This is a genomic window from beta proteobacterium MWH-UniP1, from assembly GCA_036362785.1.
Taxonomy (GTDB): Bacteria; Pseudomonadota; Gammaproteobacteria; order Burkholderiales; family Burkholderiaceae_A; genus Lacustribacter.
In genome coordinates, this window is sequence record CP143625.1 from 971,858 (window position 1) to 991,254 (window position 19,397).

General features: G+C 55.0%; 22 protein-coding genes. 17 read left to right on the forward strand and 5 right to left on the reverse strand.

Annotated features, from left to right (window positions below; translation table 11 throughout):
- Window positions 1–23: 23 nt before the first annotated feature.
- Both AOB54_04760 and AOB54_04765 read right to left on the reverse strand, forming a co-directional pair.
- Entirely contained in the window at window positions 24–383 is a 360-nt protein-coding gene (locus AOB54_04760) for a TIGR01244 family sulfur transferase (GenBank protein WVN42686.1), read from the reverse strand.
- Window positions 380–1,372, reverse strand: coding sequence for a LysR family transcriptional regulator (locus AOB54_04765; protein ID WVN42687.1), 993 nt, complete (start codon window positions 1,370–1,372; stop codon window positions 380–382). The genes AOB54_04760 and AOB54_04765 overlap by 4 nt, the downstream gene beginning before the upstream one ends.
- 116 nt (window positions 1,373–1,488) lie before the next feature.
- On the opposite strand from AOB54_04765, the gene AOB54_04770 reads away from it, so the two are divergent.
- The 8 genes from AOB54_04770 (at window position 1,489) to AOB54_04805 (ending at window position 8,979) form a co-directional block, all read left to right on the forward strand.
- Entirely contained in the window at window positions 1,489–2,970 is a 1,482-nt protein-coding gene (locus tag AOB54_04770; GenBank protein ID WVN42688.1) for a ribulose-bisphosphate carboxylase large subunit, read from the forward strand.
- Between the two features lie 54 nt (window positions 2,971–3,024).
- Complete coding sequence (locus AOB54_04775; protein ID WVN42689.1) at window positions 3,025–3,447, forward strand: ribulose bisphosphate carboxylase small subunit; 423 nt, start codon at window positions 3,025–3,027, stop codon at window positions 3,445–3,447.
- Between the two features lie 100 nt (window positions 3,448–3,547).
- Complete coding sequence (cbbX, locus tag AOB54_04780; protein ID WVN42690.1) at window positions 3,548–4,477, forward strand: CbbX protein; 930 nt, start codon at window positions 3,548–3,550, stop codon at window positions 4,475–4,477.
- A gap of 4 nt (window positions 4,478–4,481) precedes the next feature.
- Complete coding sequence (locus AOB54_04785) at window positions 4,482–5,540, forward strand: class 1 fructose-bisphosphatase (protein ID WVN42691.1); 1,059 nt, start codon at window positions 4,482–4,484, stop codon at window positions 5,538–5,540.
- Between the two features lie 14 nt (window positions 5,541–5,554).
- On the forward strand, window positions 5,555–6,427 hold the full coding sequence (locus AOB54_04790) for a phosphoribulokinase (GenBank protein WVN42692.1): 873 nt from the start codon (window positions 5,555–5,557) through the stop codon (window positions 6,425–6,427).
- 26 nt (window positions 6,428–6,453) lie between these two features.
- Window positions 6,454–7,116, forward strand: coding sequence for a phosphoglycolate phosphatase (gene gph / locus AOB54_04795; protein WVN42693.1), 663 nt, complete (start codon window positions 6,454–6,456; stop codon window positions 7,114–7,116).
- Entirely contained in the window at window positions 7,113–8,294 is a 1,182-nt protein-coding gene (locus AOB54_04800) for a phosphoglycerate kinase (protein ID WVN42694.1), read from the forward strand. The genes gph and AOB54_04800 overlap by 4 nt, the downstream gene beginning before the upstream one ends.
- Complete coding sequence (locus AOB54_04805; GenBank protein WVN42695.1) at window positions 8,284–8,979, forward strand: HAD-IA family hydrolase; 696 nt, start codon at window positions 8,284–8,286, stop codon at window positions 8,977–8,979. Before AOB54_04800 ends, AOB54_04805 begins: the two co-directional genes overlap by 11 nt.
- Before the next feature lie 56 nt (window positions 8,980–9,035).
- Here the strand turns inward: AOB54_04805 and AOB54_04810 are convergent, their stop codons facing one another.
- Together AOB54_04810 and AOB54_04815 are read right to left on the reverse strand one after the other, a co-directional pair.
- Window positions 9,036–10,406, reverse strand: a complete 1,371-nt coding sequence (locus AOB54_04810; GenBank protein ID WVN42696.1) for a DUF3422 domain-containing protein — start codon at window positions 10,404–10,406, stop codon at window positions 9,036–9,038.
- Window positions 10,407–10,408: 2 nt separating this feature from the next.
- Complete coding sequence (locus tag AOB54_04815) at window positions 10,409–10,825, reverse strand: thioredoxin fold domain-containing protein (GenBank protein WVN42697.1); 417 nt, start codon at window positions 10,823–10,825, stop codon at window positions 10,409–10,411.
- 186 nt (window positions 10,826–11,011) lie between these two features.
- On the opposite strand from AOB54_04815, the gene AOB54_04820 reads away from it, so the two are divergent.
- The 9 genes from AOB54_04820 to AOB54_04860 all read left to right on the forward strand — a co-directional run bounded on the left by AOB54_04820 (window position 11,012) and on the right by AOB54_04860 (window position 18,576).
- Entirely contained in the window at window positions 11,012–11,386 is a 375-nt protein-coding gene (locus AOB54_04820; GenBank protein WVN42698.1) for a metalloregulator ArsR/SmtB family transcription factor, read from the forward strand.
- A 75-nt stretch (window positions 11,387–11,461) separates the two neighbouring features.
- Window positions 11,462–12,817: a sulfite dehydrogenase gene (soxC, locus tag AOB54_04825; protein WVN42699.1), complete on the forward strand. Its 1,356-nt coding sequence runs from the start codon at window positions 11,462–11,464 to the stop codon at window positions 12,815–12,817.
- Complete coding sequence (locus AOB54_04830; GenBank protein WVN42700.1) at window positions 12,801–13,961, forward strand: c-type cytochrome; 1,161 nt, start codon at window positions 12,801–12,803, stop codon at window positions 13,959–13,961. The genes soxC and AOB54_04830 overlap by 17 nt, the downstream gene beginning before the upstream one ends.
- Window positions 13,962–14,001: 40 nt before the next feature.
- The gene (gene soxY, locus AOB54_04835) at window positions 14,002–14,469 is read left to right on the forward strand and encodes a thiosulfate oxidation carrier protein SoxY (GenBank protein WVN42701.1); all 468 of its coding nucleotides are present in this window, start codon (window positions 14,002–14,004) and stop codon (window positions 14,467–14,469) included.
- A 62-nt stretch (window positions 14,470–14,531) separates the two neighbouring features.
- Window positions 14,532–14,840 carry a thiosulfate oxidation carrier complex protein SoxZ gene (gene soxZ, locus AOB54_04840; protein WVN42702.1) on the forward strand — a complete coding sequence of 103 codons (309 nt, stop codon included), beginning with the start codon at window positions 14,532–14,534 and terminating at the stop codon, window positions 14,838–14,840.
- 180 nt (window positions 14,841–15,020) lie between these two features.
- Window positions 15,021–15,755 (forward strand): sulfur oxidation c-type cytochrome SoxA, encoded by a 735-nt coding sequence (gene soxA / locus AOB54_04845; protein ID WVN42764.1) that lies wholly within the window; start codon window positions 15,021–15,023, stop codon window positions 15,753–15,755.
- Window positions 15,756–15,771: 16 nt separating this feature from the next.
- Window positions 15,772–16,395 (forward strand): sulfur oxidation c-type cytochrome SoxX, encoded by a 624-nt coding sequence (soxX, locus tag AOB54_04850; protein ID WVN42703.1) that lies wholly within the window; start codon window positions 15,772–15,774, stop codon window positions 16,393–16,395.
- A 71-nt stretch (window positions 16,396–16,466) separates the two neighbouring features.
- Entirely contained in the window at window positions 16,467–18,185 is a 1,719-nt protein-coding gene (soxB, locus tag AOB54_04855; protein WVN42704.1) for a thiosulfohydrolase SoxB, read from the forward strand.
- A 49-nt stretch (window positions 18,186–18,234) separates the two neighbouring features.
- A complete protein-coding gene (locus tag AOB54_04860) occupies window positions 18,235–18,576 on the forward strand; it encodes a cytochrome c (GenBank protein WVN42705.1) in 342 nt (113 codons plus the stop codon).
- Between the two features lie 79 nt (window positions 18,577–18,655).
- Here the strand turns inward: AOB54_04860 and AOB54_04865 are convergent, their stop codons facing one another.
- Window positions 18,656–19,345: an arylesterase gene (locus AOB54_04865; GenBank protein ID WVN42706.1), complete on the reverse strand. Its 690-nt coding sequence runs from the start codon at window positions 19,343–19,345 to the stop codon at window positions 18,656–18,658.
- Window positions 19,346–19,397: the final 52 nt, after the last annotated feature.

Below are 19,397 nucleotides of genomic sequence, written 5' to 3' on the forward strand. Positions count from 1 at the left end.
TTTCTCCAGTGTTGCCAGTTGCTTTACTGCGGTATGGCGTGGCCCATGCGTGCAGTCACACCAATGAGCGCAATGCACCGATTGCCCGTTCGGCAGTAGGCCAAGATGGGCTGCGGCATGGTTTCAAGTAATTTGCCCATTGCCTTGGCATCACTGGCCGTTCCACCATCGGGTGTGACTGGCACAAAGCCATAGGCAAGGCCGGCAGCCTGCGCGGCGGCTTTGATGTCGTCGGCCTTGGGTTGCCCCGGCCCATATTCGTCATCGGGGCGATTACAGATGACCGATTTAAAACCCATGCCAGCAATCTCCGGAATGTCTTGCGGCGTGATTTGCCCAACAACAGCGAGTTTTTCTGTGAGCCAGCGAACGGTAGTACTCATGAGTTTGCGGTTTTCTTTGACTTTGGTGTGGATGGCTGATTGATCGGGCCACCGAGCTTATAAATGTGCTGCAGATTCGGAAACTGTTCGGCCAATAATTCTGCACCACGATCCAGCATAAAGTAGCGAAAGGCCTCGGCGGCGGGGGACAAATGCCGCTGAGCGAGTGCCACCACGTGCCAGGCGCGCAGCACCGGCGTGTCTTCAATGTCCAGCACGACCAGCTGTCCATGTTCGATCTCCAGGCCCACGGTGTGCAGCGATACAAAGGAAATCCCAAGCCCGGCAATCACCGCCTGCTTGATGGTCTCGTTGCTGGCCATCTCCATGGTGATCGGTGGGCTCAGCCGGTGCTGTTCGATGTAACTCTGCATGATGACTCTGGTGCCAGAGCCTTCTTCGCGGGAGATGATTTCTTCGGAGTTCAGTGCGCTAGCCTGAATCGCGGTGTGTTTGGCCAAATGGTGTTTTGGGCTTGCCACAAAGGCATGTGGGTGGTGGGCAAAGACTTCGGCCCGCGTGTCCATATGCTTTGGTGGGCGACCCATCACGGCCAGATCAATTTCCCCGTCTCTCAGCCGTGCAAGCAACTGGTCGCGGTTGCAGACATCGATCCGGATCTGCACACCGGGGTGTTCCTCGCGAAAGAGGCCCAGCATCCTGGGAATAGAGTACTTGGCGGTACTCACCAGCCCAATCTTCAAGGTGCCGGTCTGGGCGCCCTGAAGCCGTTGCATGACCGACTCAGCTTCGGTGAGGGTGCTCAGGATTTTTCGGGCAAAGACCCAGAAGTACTCGCCGGCACTCGTCAACTCCACCCTTCGGCCGATACGGGCAAAAAGCTCCGCGCCAATCTCTTGCTCAAGCTCCTTGATCTGCATGGAGACCGCAGGGGCGGTCAGGTGGAGCTCTTCTGCGGCCCTGGCAAAACTGGCCAGCCGGGCGGCGGCGGAGAAGATTCGGATCTGGCGAAGGGTCAGGTTCTTCATAAGAAAAACTTATTTATTGGATCAAGATAAGTGACTTTAACTTATTAATAGCCAGTTCTAAAGTCCCTGCTATGCCTATGGATTTAGGCTTAGACCAACCCCCCAGGAGACGCGGCATGAACAAACCGGCAGATGGACGAATCACCGATGTGAAAGAGCGCTACAAAGGCGGCGTTCTGAAATACAAGCAGATGGGCTATTGGCGGCCCGATTACGAGCCCAAAGAGACCGATGTGATTTGTCTTTTCCGCATCACCCCACAAGAGGGCGTGGATGCCGAAGAGGCCGCTGCCGCCGTGGCGGGGGAGTCGTCCACCGCGACCTGGACCGTGGTCTGGACCGATCTACTCACCGCCCATGAGTCCTATCAGGCTAAGGCCTATCGTGTGGACCCCGTGCCCAACACTGGCCCGGGCACGGCCACCGAACAGCAGTACTTTGCCTATGTCGCCTACGACATCATTTTGTTTGAAGAGGGATCGATTGCCAACATGACGGCATCGCTGATTGGCAACGTGTTTTCCTTTAAGCCACTCAAAGCTGGCCGACTGGAAGATATCCGAGTGCCAGTGGCTTATGTGAAAACCTTTAAGGGCCCATCCACCGGCATCATCGTGGAGCGCGAGCGCTTAGATAAATATGGCCGCCCACTGTTGGGTGCCACCATGAAGCCAAAACTTGGCTTGTCGGGCAAAAACTATGGTCGTGTGGTCTATGAAGCACTCACAGGTGGCCTGGACTTCACCAAAGACGATGAAAACATCAATAGCCAACCCTTTATGCATTGGCGTGATCGTTTTCTGTTTTGTATGGATGCGGTCAACAAATCCCAGGCCAACTCGGGCGAGGTCAAAGGTCACTATCTAAACGTAACAGCCGCCACCATGGAAGACATGTATGAGCGGGCAGAGTTTGCGAAGTCTTTGGGTTCGGTGGTGATCATGATCGACCTGATTGTGGGCTGGACCTGTATTCAGTCCATGAGCAACTGGTGCCGTAAAAACGACATGATTTTGCACCTGCACCGTGCTGGCCATGGCACGTATACCCGTCAGCGTAACCACGGCATTTCGTTCCGTGTGATTGCCAAGTGGCTGCGCTTGGCTGGAGTGGACCAAATGCACACCGGTACTGCCGTGGGTAAGCTCGAGGGCGACCCCAAAACCGTGCAGGGCTTTTACAACGTCTGCCGCGACACCTATACCAAGCAGGATCTCTCGCGGGGGCTCTTCTTCGATCAAGACTGGTGTGACCTGAAAAAAGTTATGCCGGTGGCATCGGGTGGTATTCACGTGGGCCAGATGCATCAGCTGATCTCGCTCTTTGGTGACGATGTGATTCTGCAGTTTGGCGGCGGCACGATTGGCCACCCAGCCGGCATTCAGGCGGGTGCAATTGCCAACCGTGTGGGCTTGGAAGCCATGATCAAGGCCCGCAACGAAGGCCGTGACATTGATAACGAGGGTCCTGAGATTCTTCGTGCTGCAGCGAAGTGGTGTAAGCCGCTTGAGCAAGCACTCGAGACTTGGAAGGGCGTGGAGTTTAACTACACGTCGACCGATGCGCCTGACTTTGCCACCACGCCAACCGCGTCGTGATGCAAGTCATGCACCGATCCTGGCTCACCTGACCAACCCTATTCGGAGAACACCATGAAAGTTACCCAAGGCCAATTTTCTTTTTTGCCCGATCTCACCGACGACGAAATTCGACTGCAAGTCGATTACGCCTTGAGCAAAGGTTGGGCCCTGTCCATTGAGTGGACCGACGACCCCCACCCACGTAATGTCTATTGGAATATGTGGGGCCTGCCCATGTTCACCATCAAAGACGGTGCCGCTGTGATTTATGAGCTCACCGCCTGCCGCAAGGCCAACCCAAACGTCTACATCAAGGTCAATGCCTTTGATAACACCCGTGGGGTTGAGTCGATGTGCATGAGTTTTATCGTTCAGCGCCCAGCAAATGAGCCAGGTTTTGGCCTGGTTCGACAGGAAACGGACTCCCGCGTGATTCGCTACACCACCCATTCTTATGCCACCGACAAGCCGGCAGGGGAGCGTTACCGCGGTTAACGAAGCGGGTGCCGGGGCCTGCGCGGTCAGCGCCCTGGTTTCTGTTCTAATGACTTGAATCGGTGACTGGCCAATAGCGTAGAGGATTCGCGGAGAGCTTATGTCGAACAATGAAGCGTCGTTGCAGGCGGACCAACCGGGTCAGCCGGTGGATTCTGTCGACCTAAACGCGATCCTGCAGCAGTCCAATGTCTTTGAAATTCTGGATCAGTTGGATTCAGAGTTAATTGGGCTGGCACCGGTAAAACGCCGGATTCGAGAAATTGCTTCGTTTTTGGTCATCTCCAAGGCCAGAGAACAAATGGGCATCGAGGCCGCATCGCCAAGTCTGCACATGTGCTTTACCGGAAACCCGGGCACCGGCAAAACAACGGTCGCCATGCGTATGGCCGAGATCTTGCACCGGCTTGGCTATGTGCGAAAAGGCCATGTGGTGAGCGTGACCCGCGACGATCTGGTGGGCCAGTACATTGGTCACACCGCACCCAAAACCAAGGAAGTGCTGAAAAAAGCGATGGGTGGGGTGCTCTTTATCGACGAGGCCTATTATCTGTATCGGCCAGAAAATGAGCGGGACTACGGCCAAGAAGCCATTGAGATTTTGCTCCAGGTCATGGAAAACAACCGAGACGATCTGGTGGTGATTCTGGCGGGTTACAAAGACCGCATGGACACATTCTTTAAATCCAATCCCGGCATGTCGTCACGCATTGCCCATCACATCGATTTCCCAGACTACACCGACGGCGAGTTGCTGCAGATCGCGGACAAGATGGTGGCGCAGATGCATTACCTGTTCGAGCCTGCCGCCCGTGACGCCATGGCGCGCTACATCGAGCTGCGCAAAACCCAGCCGCATTTTGCCAATGCCCGGTCAATTCGCAATGCATTGGATCGGGCACGTCTGCGTCAGGCCAATCGCGTCTTTGAGCTTGCCTCCAAGCCGGGCCATCTGGCCACTCGGCAAGAACTTTCCACCATCACAGCGGCAGATGTCTTGGCGTCCCGCGTTTTCAAAGGGGGTTTATAAAACCATGCATCTCGGTCGAACCACATTATCAAAATTCTTAATTCAGGAAACTGACGGCACCGAAGGCGCCCGCGATCTTGCCGCCTTGCTGATCGACGTAGCCGCTGCCGTAAAGGCGATCTCAGCCATGACGGCCAAGGGCGCCTTAGCTGGTGTTCTGGGCAGTCTTGAGAGTGAAAATGTCCAAGGCGAGGTCCAGAAAAAACTCGACGTCTTGTCAAACACCGCCTTTGTGAACACCTTTCAGATGGGCGGGCTGGTTGCTGGGCTTGCCTCGGAAGAGATGGACGATCCGATCACGGTCGCACGCAAAAGCGGCGGCTTTCTGACGGTGTTTGACCCATTGGACGGATCATCCAACATCGATGTCAATGTGTCGGTGGGCTCTATCTTTTCAATCCTGCGCGCACCGAAAGACCGCCCGCCGGAATTGACTGACTATCTTCAGCCGGGCTCGCAACAGTTGGCCGCTGGCTATGCCATTTATGGGCCATCAACCATGCTGGTCTTAACGGTGGGCAAGGGCACCCACGGGTTTACGCTCGACCGCGAGGTGGGCAATTTCATTTTGACCCATCCCAATATTCAAGTGCCACCAGACACCAGCGAATTCGCCATCAACACCAGCAATGAGCGTTTCTGGGAGCCCCCGGTGCAGCGTTATGTTGCCGAGTGCAAGGCCGGAAAGACCGATGTGCGCGGGCGGGATTTCAACATGCGTTGGATTGCCAGCATGGTGGCGGAAGTCCACCGCATCCTGATGCGCGGGGGCATCTTCATGTACCCCAAAGACACCAAAGACCCCGGCAAACCTGGCCGGCTGCGCCTGATGTACGAGGCCAACCCCATGGGCATGGTGATTGAGCATGCGGGTGGCTTTGCAAGCACGGGCCGCCAACGTATTTTGAGCGTGGTGCCTGACACCATTCACCAGCGGATTCCGGTCATTCTGGGGTCACGTAACGAAGTCGAACGTATCGAGCGTTATCACCAGGAATTCGATACGGGCACAGATAAAGCCTACACATCACCACTCTTTAAAGAGCGTTCACTGTTTCAGTAAAAAGGGAAAACAACATGTCCGTTAAGTACCCAATCGTTGCAATCACCGGATCGTCCGGTGCAGGCACCACCACGGTGATGAGCAGCTTCAAGCATATTTTCCGTCGCGATGGCATCTCTGCCCAGATTCTCGAGGGTGATTCGATGCATCGTTATGACCGCATGGCCATGCGGGCCGAGATGAAGCGGCAGACCGAATCGGGCAATAACAATTTCAGCCACTTTGGGCCCGAGGCCAATCTCTTGGCCGAGCTCGAAGAAATCTTCAAAGTCTTTGGTGCTACGGGCAAAGGCAAGGTTCGAAAATATATTCACGACGCGGCCGAGGGGGCCGAATACAAACAAGAGCCTGGCACCTTTACGCCATGGCAAGACATGATTCCCAACGCCGATGTGCTTTTTTATGAGGGCCTGCACGGCGGTTATGTGGGGCCCGAGGCCAATGTGGCCAAGCATGTTGATTTGTTGGTGGGTGTGGTGCCGATTATTAACCTGGAGTGGATCCAGAAACTGCATCGGGACAAAAACATGCGTGGCTATTCGCAAGAGGCCGTGGTTGACACCATTTTGCGCCGCATGCCCGATTACATTAATCACATCTGCCCACAGTTTTCCCGCACCCACGTCAATTTCCAGCGGGTGCCAACGGTGGACACCTCCAATCCATTTATCGCCAATGACATTCCCAGCCCCGATGAGAGCATGGTGGTGATTCGGTTTGCCAACCCCAAAGGCATTGATTTCCCTTACTTGCTGTCCATGCTGCACAACTCCATGATGACGCGGCCTAATACCCTGGTCATCCCAGGCGGCAAGATGGGCCTGGCCATGCAGTTGATCTTTACACCGATGATTCTGCGGCTGATGGATCGGAAACGCCGGGCATAATTGGGCTTTTCGACAGGAGTCTGCGCATGGCGTTGGTGATGTTTGATTTAGACGGCACGCTTTTGGATACGGCCGGTGAAATCGCGGAATCCACGAACAGAACACTTGCTGACTACAAAAAACCAACGGTCAGCGCCCAGCAGGTCCGCGACTGGATTGGCCATGGCACCGGCTGGCTGATGCGCCGGGCCTGGACAGAAGTGGCCGGCGAACCAGACGCTGCCCAGTGGCCGGTGGTGATGTCGACCTTCATTGCCCACTATTACGACTGCGCCGGCACCGACAGCCAGCCTTATCCCGATGTGCTCACTACCCTGGCCGAGCTAAAGCGCTTGGGGGTCAAACGGGCCATTGTGACCAACAAGGAAAGTCGCTTCACCACGCGAATCTTGGAGCGCCATGGTCTGGCCGATCTGTTTGATGCGGTGATCTCTGGGGATACCTATCCGGTGAAAAAGCCGGACCCCACGGTTATTTACAATTGCATTCATGATCTGGGTGAAAGCAGCGCAGAGAGTCTTTTTGTTGGCGACTCGTCGATTGACATCGCTACCGCCAAGGCTGCTGGCGTCACCTGTTGGGCGGTGCCTTATGGCTACAACATGGGTCAGCCGATAGAGAAGTCCGCGCCGGATCGCATCGTGCCAACGATTAAAGACGTACCGAATTACTTTAAGGGGCTTGCATGAAGTTTTTAAGAATGACCGATCTTCCCTTGGCAGGAAAAAAAGTATTTATTCGTGCCGATTTAAATGTGCCGCAAGACGATGCCGGCAACATTACCGACGACACACGTATTCGCGCTTCGGTGCCTGCGATTGAGCATGCGCTCAAGCAGGGCGCCGCCGTGATGGTGACCTCGCATCTGGGCCGGCCAACCGAGGGTGAATTCAAACCCGAAGATTCTCTGGCGCCGATTGCTGCGCGGCTTGCCCAGATTCTGAATCGCAAAGTGCCGTTGATCTCGAACTGGGTCGATGGTGGGTTTTCAGTTCAACCCGGTGAAGTGGTTCTGCTTGAAAACTGCCGGGTGAACAAAGGCGAGAAGAAAAACGACGAGACGCTGGCCAAAAAGATTGCGGCACTGTGTGACATTTATGTCAACGATGCCTTTGGCACCGCGCATCGCGCCGAGGCCACCACCCACGGCGTTGCGAAATTCGCACCAGTCGCCTGTGCAGGGCCACTGATGGCAGCAGAGCTCGATGCACTTGCTGCGGCATTGCACGCACCAAAGCGGCCGTTGGTCGCGATCGTGGCGGGCTCCAAGGTCTCCACCAAACTGACCATTCTCAAGTCGCTCGCTTCCAAGGTGGATCAACTGATTGTGGGGGGCGGGATTGCCAATACCTTCCTGTTGGCCAAGGGCTTTCCGATTGGTAAATCTTTGGCAGAACCAGATTTGGTCAACGAGGCAAAAGAGATTATCGCCATGATGGAGGTCCGTGGCGCCGAGGTGCCGATTCCTGAAGACGTGGTGGTGGCCAACGAATTCTCGGCCCAGGCCCGTGCAAACAAAGTGGCCGCCAATGCGGTAGCAGCCGATGACATGATTCTGGATATTGGTCCCAAAACAGCTTCCCGTCTTGCGACCATTATTTCTAATGCCGGCACGATTGTTTGGAATGGCCCAGTGGGTGTGTTTGAGATCCCGCAGTTTGCGGGCGGCACCAAAATGTTGGCCGCAGCCATTGCCCATTCGCCGGCCTTCTCGATTGCGGGCGGCGGCGACACCTTGGCCGCCATTTCGAAGTTTGATATTGCCGCGCAGATTGGTTACATCTCAACAGGTGGCGGTGCCTTCTTAGAGTTCCTCGAGGGCAAGGTGCTTCCTGCGGTGGAAGTGCTGGAGTCGCGTGGCGCTTGATTGGTCCCTGTATCGTGCCGTTTTATTTGATGTAGACGGCACGATCGCCGAGACCGAGGGCGAAGGCCATCTGCCGGCCTTTAATCAAGTCTTTCAAGAATTCGGTCTTTCCTGGCGCTGGAGTGCCAGCGATTACGCGCAGTTACTGTCGATTACGGGCGGTGCGGAGCGCATGCTGGCCTTTGCCCGCAGCATTAACGATCCAATGCTTCAGAGTGCGTCTGGGCAGGCCAAAATTTCGCAGATGCATCAGCGCAAAAATGTGCTTTATGCCGAGCGGCTGAATTCGGGGCTGCTGCGTCCACGGCCCGGCTTTGTCGAGCTTGTTCAAAAAATTCTTGCGGCCAATCTGGATTGGGCAGTGGTCACCACCACCAGCCGCGCCAACTGGGACTCCTTATGGACAAAGGTCATCTGCCCGGTTGCTACATTGCCGCCACCAAGCGTGGCGATTTGTGGTGAAGATGTGAGTCTGAAAAAACCGGACCCAGAGGCGTATCGTCTCGCGCTAACCAGGCTGGGCCTGCGCCCAGAGCAGGCTCTTGCCATCGAAGACTCACCGAACGGATTGATGGCGGCGCGTGGTGCTGGCATTGATACCGTGATGGTACGCAGTCAATTTTTTGCAGAGGCCGACGCCACCGGTGCAAAGCACGTTGTGAGCGAGCTTACCGAGCTGCTCTGATCCACTGAAGTGACAGCGCTTACAAGAGAACACAACCATGCAGTAAAACGGCTGACTTAAATGGGCGGCTGGCGCTTGCGTCGTGCTGTGAGATAGGCATAGAGGCCAATGGCAATCACCGGGACCGACACCAGGCCGACAATTTCGGGATCGGCTGCTGCAACGCCGACTTCCTTTAGACCCTTTGCTACATATTGCAGCAGGCTTGTGGCGTAATAGGTCATCACAATGATCGATAGGCCTTCCACCGTCTGCTGAAGCCGCAGTTGTAACTTGGCGCGACGGTCCATGCTGGCCAGCAGGGCCTGTTGTTGTGATTCGTTAACAAATTCAATGCGGGTTTTCAGGATCTGGGTGGTGCGCGAAATGCGATCCGACAGATTGCCCAAGCGACGCACGGTCCAGCGGCAGGTGCGCATGGCCGGCTCAAAGCGGCGATCCATAAAAGTGTTGAGCATCTGCACCCCTGGAATGGTGGTCTCGTGCATCTCGGCAAGCGAGCGCTTCACCAGTTCGTGGTAGGCCTCGGCTGCGGTAAACCGCAGGCCGTTGGCCGAGATCCAGCCTTCTACTTGTGCAGCAAGCGCTGAGACATCGCCCAGCAATTGCGCATCAATACTTAAATCAATCGCGGTGTTTTTCTGGGCGGCTGCGATTTTTTCCGAGACTTTGGCCAGCTCCATTTCGGCAGCCCGCAATGGTCCTGCAAGTGCCTTGGCGTTGGGCAGTGCGAGTAAGGCCATCATGCGATAGGTTTCTACATCGATCAGGCGTTGAATAGCGCGGCCGGCCTGACGGCTGCCGATATCCACACCACGCACAATCATCTGCACAAAACCGGCGTCGTCCAACATCAAATCGGTCCACAGCTGGGCGTTTTGGTTGGATGTGATCACGCTGCCCACCACGGTGTTGCCCCGAAAACGTTTGGCGACTTCATAGGCATCGGGGTAGGGCGGCGCATTTTCCAACACAATATCCACGGCCATGATGCGCTGGCCGGTGAGCTCATTTAGGCTTTGGCCGGCTGTTTTTTCCATCAATTGGCCGGCACGCTCGAGCACCTCGGTTCGGCTGGCAAATGATGTTGCGCTGGTCTGCTGTGCGAACAATGTGATAACCACAAACTCACCATGCATTTCCCACTTCAGCAGGATTCGGCTGGGCTCTGGCGCAAGCTCCAAGACACGGATGGATTGGTTATGGGCGGTTCCCTGGTGGACGACAAAGCCTGCGCTTGCTTTATCGATCCAGGTGGTGTGCTGACGGCGGCTAATCGCATCCAGCACAAAGACCTGGCTAATCACGCGTTCATTGGACCAAAGCGCAATTGGTGGGCGCGCATGGATCTCGTTGTGGAGGGCGTAACGCTGGGGGTGGTCCGAGCGAATGTCTTGGCTTGATCCGGTGGCTGGGGTAGTGGTCATGGTTAGGGTTTCAATTTAAGTCGAGTCTGCGCGGATTGAATCTTTTCTTCAAGGTAAACCGCGTAATAATCCCGCGATGCATAGCCCACCAAGGGCTCGCTGGTCGGTTTTGCGTCGAAGTCGAGCATGACTAAAGTGGGCGTGAGTTTTAACTGATATCGACTGCCCCATTCTTTAACGGTCAATCGGGTGCCGTTGGGAAAATCAATGGGAGCGCGGCTATCCACGTCAAATTCCACCACCATCAGCCGTGGCGTCGCGTTGGAACGCATCCTTGGGCTGAGCTGCTCTTTTTTAATCGCAATGCAAAAGGGGCAGTGCTCCGATGTGTAGAGTGCCGCGATCATGATCTGCTCGGTCTTGGCCTTGGTAATGGCCTTGCTGATGTCGGCTGCAGCGAAATAAATGTCTTGGGCCAAGCTTGCGTCCTTGGGTGGTCGAATTTGCGTGAATCTAATTGAGTCTAACGTGCGCGTTTTACGGGGCGATATCTAGCGCCCATTTGGGGCGCCCAAAGCTTACTGACTTTTTGGTCAAAAAGTCTTGTGCGCCGCGTCACGACTGGTTCTTGACTATATGCTTACATAAGCATATTGTCGCGAACCATGGGAGCTATTAAAACAACGCAGGGGTCGATCAACCCCTTTGATCCAGCCCGCGCGGCAATGCCGCCAATAGACGCTGCAGATCCTGCCTTATCTGCGGTTTTTGAAAAGGCATCGGCGTACTTTTCTTTGCTTTCAGAGCCTTCGCGACTGCGGATCATCCAGGCCATCTGTCACACCGAGTGTTCGGTCCAGGAAGTTGTCGAGCAGACCGGCCTGCCACAGCCCAATGTCTCGCGTCATTTGGCGCTGCTGCATCGTTCGGGTGTTTTGTCTCGCCGCCGTGCTGGCACATCGGTTTTTTACAAGGTCTCTGATTCGACATTGACTGATTTGTGTCGTCTGGTTTGTGTACGCATGGCAGGGGGGCAGTAATTGCCCGGAAACACGGTTTCATCAGGTTTTTAAAAGAGTTCAACAAGTCAACACCACAACTCTGGGGAGGGTTGGATGTCTAACGAAGTAAAAAAATCAGGCCGCCTGATCAAGGCTCCTGAAAACTTCCTGACCAAGGAAGATGTGAAAAACCCGGCGCTGATGCGGCGCAAGTTTCTGGCGGCATCGGTCTCTTCGGCGGCAGCCTCCATGGCAGCCCTGGGGCTGGCGAGTGGTTCACGCAGTGCCCAGGCCGCTGTCGGCCAGGGTGACCCCAATATTTTGAATCTGCCGGCGCATTCCACGGGCCTGGGGATGCCGGTTGCGGCCAACCCTTATGGCATGCCGTCGCAATACGAAAAAGGATTGCAGCGCCGCGAGAGCCCTGGTCTAACGCGTGTGTCAGCGGCATCAGTGGCCTTTACTCCCTTGCAAGGCACCTTTGGCATCATCACGCCAAGCGGTCTGCATTTTGAACGTCATCACCAAGGCTGGTGGGATATCGATCCCAGTAAACACCGGTTGATGGTGATGGGCATGGTGAAGAACCCCAAGGTCTACACCATGGATGACATCATGCGTCTGCCATCGGTCTCGCGTATTCATTTTATTGAGTGCGGCGCGAATACCGCCATGGAGTGGGGCAATGTGGCCGTGCCCACGGTGCAATATTCCCACGGCATGGTGTCGTGCAGTGAATTCACCGGCGTGCCGCTGAAAGTGTTGTTGGACGACTGTGGCATCGACATGAAGCAGGCCAAATTTATTTTGGCCGAGGGCGCCGACGGATCGGGCATGACCCGCACCATTCCATTGGATCGTGCCCTAGATGATGTCATCGTGGCCTATGGCATGAATGGCGAAATGCTGCGCCCAGAAAACGGTTATCCCTTGCGTCTTGTGGTGCCGGGTATTCAGGGGGTGTCGTGGGTGAAGTGGCTGCGTCGTATTGAAGTGGGTGACCAGAAGTGGGCCGCCAAAGACGAGGCCATTCATTACATTGATCTCATGCCCGACGGTCTGCATCGTCAATACACGGGAATCCAGGAAACCAAGTCGGTCATCACCACGCCATCGGGTGGGCAGACCCTGCTTGATAAGGGGTTCTACAACATCAGTGGCCTGGCATGGTCGGGCCGCGGCAAGATTAAGCGTGTTGATGTGTCGGTGGATGGTGGCCGAAACTGGCGCACCGCGCGGCTTGAGACGCCGGTGCTCACCAAGGCCTTTACTCGTTTCAATATCGACTGGGTCTGGGATGGCGGACCCGCCATTTTGCAATCCCGTGCGCAAGACGACACGGGTTACGTACAGCCCAAACTGAATCAATTACGTGAAGTCCGTGGCACACGTTCGATCTATCACCAGAACGCGATTCAGTCATGGAAAGTTGCCGAAAACGGGGAGGTGAGCAATGTTCAGGTTTACTAAATCAGCCAGGCTCATGTCGTCGTCGGCGCTTGCCGCAGTCATGGTGTCAGGCGCCCTGTTATCGGGTGCTGCATTGGCCCAGGGAAAGCCCAATCTGGCTGGTATTGGCCGCACCGCAACGCCTGCTGAGATCAAGGCATGGGATATTGATGTTCGTCCAGACTTTAAGGGCTTGCCTGCAGGCTCGGGGTCTGTGGCCAAGGGCCAAGATGTCTGGGAGGCCAAGTGCGCTTCCTGCCATGGCGTGTTTGGTGAGAGCACTGAAGTCTTCACGCCGATTATTGGCGGCACGACGAAAAAAGATATTGAGACTGGCCGTGTGGCCAATCTGACCCGGCTGGACTTTCCCCAGCGTACGACCATGATGAAAGTCGCCACTGTGTCGACGCTGTGGGACTACATCAACCGTGCCATGCCCTGGACGAACCCGAAGACCCTGACCACTGAAGAAGTCTATTCGGTGGTGGCCTACATTCTGAATTTGGCTGAAGTCGTGCCCGAGAATTTTGTCCTGTCGGATAAAAATATCGCGGAAGTCCAAAAACGAATGCCCAACCGCAATGGCATGACGGAAAAGCATGGGCTCTGGGATGTAAAAGGCAAGCCTGATGTGCAAAACACGTTGTGCATGAAGGACTGCCCAACCACGATGAAGGTCTCATCAAGTCTGCCAGCCTCGGCGCGTGACGCCCACGGCAACTTAATGGAGCAACATCGTCCGATTGGTCCGGCACGTGCGATTGACACCTCTAAACCAGGCGCCACGCCAGGGCCGACTTCGGCAGCACCCGCAGCACCCGCAGTCTCTGCAGCACCAGCTGCTACTGCCGTGGCTGCTGCACCGCCAGCAGCCACACCGGCTGCTGGCGGTGCAAAGCCCGCTGCGGGCCCAAGTGGTGCCGATATCGCTAAGCGTAATAACTGTGTGGCCTGTCATGCACCGGCGGCCAAACTAGTGGGCCCATCGTGGGCAGATATTTCGAAGAAGTACAAAGGGGATGCGAAAGCGCCCGCCATGCTGGCCCAAAAGGTTAAAAATGGTGGCGTGGGCACATGGGGACCAATACCAATGCCCGCCAACTCCGCAGTGAAGGACAATGAACTAGCTGCCGTTGTGCAGTGGGTTCTTGATGGTGCCAAGTAACCACTCGGCATTGATTTTTTAGACAAGAGGAGAAGTCACAATGAGTATTTCACGTCGTTCCGTGCTCAAGGCGGGTGGTGGTGCAGCGGTCTATACGGCCCTGGCATCGATGGGTTTTTTTGCAGCCAATCCCGCGCTGGCTGCCTGGAAAAAAGATTGGTTCGATACCAAGACCATGCCTGACACCTTAAAGGCCATGGGCATCGCATCGGCGCCCAACAGTGCCGATATCGTGATCACATCGCCGGATATCGCTGAAAACGGTGCCGTGGTGCCGGTTGGCATTGCATCAAAACTGCCCAAGACCGAAATGATTGCGCTCTTGGTGGAAAAGAACCCCACCATGATGGCTGGTTTTTATGAGTTCACTGCTGACTCTCTTCCTGATGTGTCCATGCGTGTGAAGATGGGCCAGAGCTCAGATGTGATTGCGATCGTGAAGGCCGACGGCAAGTTCTTCATGGCCAAGAAAGAAATCAAAGTCACCCTGGGTGGTTGCGGCGGCTAATTGGCCCCTTGCCCAACTCAGAATCACAGAACCGAACAAAGAAATAAGTTAAGGAGAATTAAATGGCAGATCCAATGCGTATCCGTGCCCGTGCTGCTGATGGTGTCGTTGACGCCCGTGTCTTGATGGCCCATGAAATGGAAACTGGTCAGCGTAAAGATTCCGCTGGCAAACTCATCCCCGCGTGGTTTATTCAGGAAGTCACCTGCCAGCTTAATGGCAAGACCGTGATGTCGGCCCAGTGGGGTGCTGCAATTTCTAAAAACCCCTTCCTGCAATTCAAGGCCAAGGGCAAAGCCGGTGACAAGATCACGGTGACCTGGGTTGACAACCGGGGTGAGAAGCGTACCGACGAGGCAACGGTTGCCTAATGTTGGGTGAATCCGTCGGTTGAATTCGACGGATGTGTGAAGGGTGCCTTGGCTGTGCCAGGCACCCGATGATTTTCTAAAACAGCTGTATCAAAAGTTTAGGAGACGAACATGTTTCAGTCAAAAGTGAAACGGCTCATGCTCGCATCTGTCCTTGGCGCATCTTTTGCCTTGCCTGCCATGGCCCAGACCGATGCTGAAAAAGCGATTGATCGCTACCGTGAGTTGGTGGCCGATGGCAACCCCGCAGAACTCTGGGAAGCCAAGGGGGAAGACCTGTGGAAGAAAAAGCGTGGGCCGAAAAATGCTTCGCTTGAAAAGTGTGACTTGGGCCTTGGGCCTGGTGTGGTGAAGGGTGCCTATGTCTCCTTACCCCGTTACTTCGAAGACACCAAAAAGGTGCAAGACCTTGAAACTCGACTGGTAACTTGCATGGACCAGCATCAGGGCATTAAAGCCAAAGCGGCAGTCTATGATCGTGATGATCACAAAGACATCATCTCGCTGGTGGCTTGGATTGCATCGGAATCCCGTGGTATGCCAGTCAATGTGCCGGTTTCTCATCCCGAGGAAAAGCGGATGTATGAAATGGGCAAGCGGATTTTCTTTTACCGTGCCGGCCCCTATGACTTTGCCTGCGCCACCTGCCACGCCGAAGATGGCAAGCGGATTCGCCTGCAGGGCCTGCCGAACTTGACTCAGAATGAGCCAGCAGGAAAAGCCTTCACATCATGGCCGGCCTATCGTGTGTCGAACTCCCAGCTCTGGCCCATGCAAAAACGATTGGAAGACTGCTTCCGTCAGCAGCGATTCCCCTATGTGGAGTTTGGCTCGGATGTGACCATCGCCCTGTCCAGCTACATGGGTGTCACTGGTAAAGGCCAAAAATCTCTGGCCCCCACCATCAAGCGCTAATCAGGGAGACCAACACATGAAAAAATCAACATTGATGATTGCGGGTCTTTCGGTCGTACTCGCAGGCTGCGCCACCGTGTATAGCACTGCTGAACTCGATAAGATGGCCAGCGATGCAGTCGCACGCTCGTTTTCCGAAAAAGGCATTGCTAAAAAAGATCGTATCAAGCAAGACGATCTGAACCTGGCCTGCTCTCAGGCCGATCTCACCAAGACACCGCTATCGGGGGACATGACCCGCAAACTTGAGCAGGCGGAATTCTCCACGATCAAGTACCCCGCAGACGGCAAGTTCTTGGGCGATTGGAAACAGGGGGAGCGACTTGCCCAAGATGGTCGCGGCAGCACCTATAGCGACAAGGCCGGCACGCCTAATGGGGGGAACTGTTACAACTGCCACCAGATCAGCAAGGAAGAAATTTCCCACGGCACACTCGGTCCAACGCTTTATAACTACGGCAAGCTGCGTGGCAACAGTGAAGCGGTGGTGAAGTACACCTGGGGCAAGATTTATAACGCCAAGGCGTTTAATGCCTGCACCAATATGCCCCGTTTTGGGCATCAGGGCATTTTGACCGAAGACCAGATGAAACATCTGATGGCGCTGCTCTTGGATCCAGAATCACCCGTCAACAAGTAATTTAATCGGGGGCTCGGCAGGGTGCCGGGCCCTTTTTTTAATTCGATTTATGCATCTATAGGATTAAGCACATGCAACTCGATCGTCGCGAATTTTTGAATGTCATGGCAGCAGGTTCGGCCTGTGGAATGTTTGGCTCTTGGGCGTCTGCTGCGAACGCCGCCACCAAAGGCGAAAAGATCTATGACATTCCAAAGTACGGCAACGTGAGTTTCTTGCACTTCACCGACTGCCACGCTCAGCTCACACCGATTTATTTTCGTGAGCCCAATGTCAACATTGGCCTGGGGGTGATGAATGGCCGCCCTCCGCATTTTGTTGGTGAAGAATTTTTAAAGTTCCACAAGGTTCCTGCGAACACCGCTTTGTCGCACGCCTTCACGTATCTTGATTTTGAAAAGTCTGCCAAGGCCTACGGCAAGGTGGGCGGCTTTGCCCACCTGGCCACCCTGGTGAAAAAAATGCGGTCAGACCGGCCCAATGCATTTTTGTTTGACGGCGGTGACACTTGGCAGGGATCGGCCACAGCGCTGTGGACCAATGGCCAAGACATGGTCGACGCCTGCAAATTGTTGGGCGTGAATATGATGAGTCCCCACTGGGAATTCACACTCGGCGCCAAGCGCGTTGAAGAGATTGTGAAAAAAGATTTCGCGGGCAATATTGAATTCCTGGCCCAAAACGTGAAAACCACCGATTTTGGTGATCAGGTATTCAAACCATATGTGATTCGTGAGCAAAACGGCATTCCGGTGGCGGTGATTGGCCAGGCCTTTCCCTACACTCCGATTGCCAACCCGCGTTACATGGTGCCGGATTGGACCTTTGGTATCCAAGACGACAACATGCAAAAGATCGTGGACGAAGTCCGTAAAAAAGGCGCCAAGGTGGTGGTGGTGATCTCCCACAACGGTATGGACGTGGATTTGAAAATGGCGTCTCGTGTGCGTGGTATTGATGCGATCTTTGGCGGCCATACCCACGACGGTGTGCCCCAGCCTGTGATTGTGGAAAACCCAGGCGGCAAGACCCTGGTGACCAATGCAGGTTCTAATTCCAAATTCTTGGGTGTGATGGATTTTGATGTGCGCGACGGAAAAGTGGCAGGCTTTAAGTACTCACTGCTGCCCGTGTTTGCCAACATGCTGCCCGCCGATAAAGACATGCAGGCCTTGATTGACAAAGTCCGTGCACCGTATAAGGCCAAGCTTGAAGAGAAGCTCGCCGTGACCGATGGACTGCTTTATCGCCGTGGCAACTTTAACGGCACCTTTGACCAATTGATCTGTGACGCACTGATGGAAGTGAAGGGCGCCGAAATCGCCTTCTCGCCAGGATTCCGTTGGGGAACCAGTATCTTGTCGGGCCAGGCCATTACCCGTGAGCACGTGATGGATCAAACCGCGATCACTTATCCCTACACCACGGTAACCGACATGACGGGTGAGTTCATTAAAACTGTCTTGGAAGACGTTTGCGATAACCTGTTTAACCCCGATCCCTATTATCAGCAGGGCGGCGACATGGTCCGTGTGGGTGGCCTGACCTATGCCTGCGAGCCGGGTGCCAAGCAGGGCAGCCGCATCACTGACATGCGCTTAAATGGCAAGCCGATTGATGCCAAGAAAACCTACAAGGTTGCGGGCTGGGCACCGGTTGCAGAAGGGGCCAAGGGCGAGCCGATTTGGGAAGTGGTCGAAACGTGGCTTAAAGCTAAAAAGCGGATTACACCGCGCAAACTCAATGTGCCGCGTTTGATTGGCGTTGAGAAGTATTCGGGCATTGCCTAAACCGCTGACTAGACCGATCATTGTCCAGAACCGCGAAAAAGGGGGGCGCATGAATAACGGTGTATTAAAACGCTTGGGGGCCGGTGGTCTGGCCGCAGCCTTGTGCCTGGGCAGTGCCATGGCGCAGGCCAATCCCTTTCCAAAGGGAAATGCAGCAACGGGTAAGGCACTGCATGATCCCCGTTGTGTGTCCTGCCACAACAGCATGTTTCCGGACAAAAACGGCACCCAACTCTATTCCGACGAGATGTTTCGCAAATCTACAAACATTGCCCAGCTGCGGGGCATGATTGAGTTTTGTAATAACCGCACCCAGGCGGGGTGGTTTGAAGAAGAAATTCAGCACGTGGGTCGTTATCTCAACGACAGCTACTACAAGTTCAAGCAGTAGATCGGCAGTAACAGCAGGGGGAGACATCAGCGGCCGTGAAAACGGCCGTTGGTGTTTTCAGGGCCGACTCAGGGCCGACTCAGGGTCGACTCAAGGCAGACTCACTGGCCATAGTGCCGTTAAGCACGGGTCTTAGGGCCAGCCAGACATTCTGAAAGAGCCGGGGCTGGGCTTTTTCGTTGGGGTGAATCTCATCGGCCTGAAACATGGCCCGATCCTCGGCGATTCCGTCGAGCAAGAAAGGCACCAGTGGTGCGTTACGGGACTTGGCCAGATCGGTAAAGAGGCCCTGGAACCGCTGGGTGTAATCACGGCCATAGTTTGGCGGAACCTGGATACCGACCAAGACCGTCTTGGCGCCGATGCTGCTTGCAGCCTGCATCATTTTGTCCAGATTGCCACGGGTCTCGCGAATCGGAAGCCCGCGCAGGCCGTCATTGGCGCCAAGCTCAAGAATCAAAATGCTGGGCTTGTATTTCTTTAGCAGCGTGGGAAGTCGGGTAAGGCCGCCCGCCGTGGTCTCACCCGAGATGCTGGCGTTCATGACGGTGTGGGGGAACCCTTCTTTTTTCAGTTGGTCTTCCATGAGTCTCACCCAGCCGCTACCGCGCTTTAGGCCATACTCTGCAGATAAGCTGTCGCCAAAGACCAAGATGCGCGGAGATTGTTCGGGGCTGGTCTGTTGGGCGAAGCTGGCTTGGGCCATGACTAGGCCAAGCAGCAGGGGCAACAGCGGGGCAACGATTTTTCGAAAGAAGGAAGAGTTCATTGATAGCGATTCAGGCGAAATCCATTACAAAGACGGTTTCTGACAGCGCAGG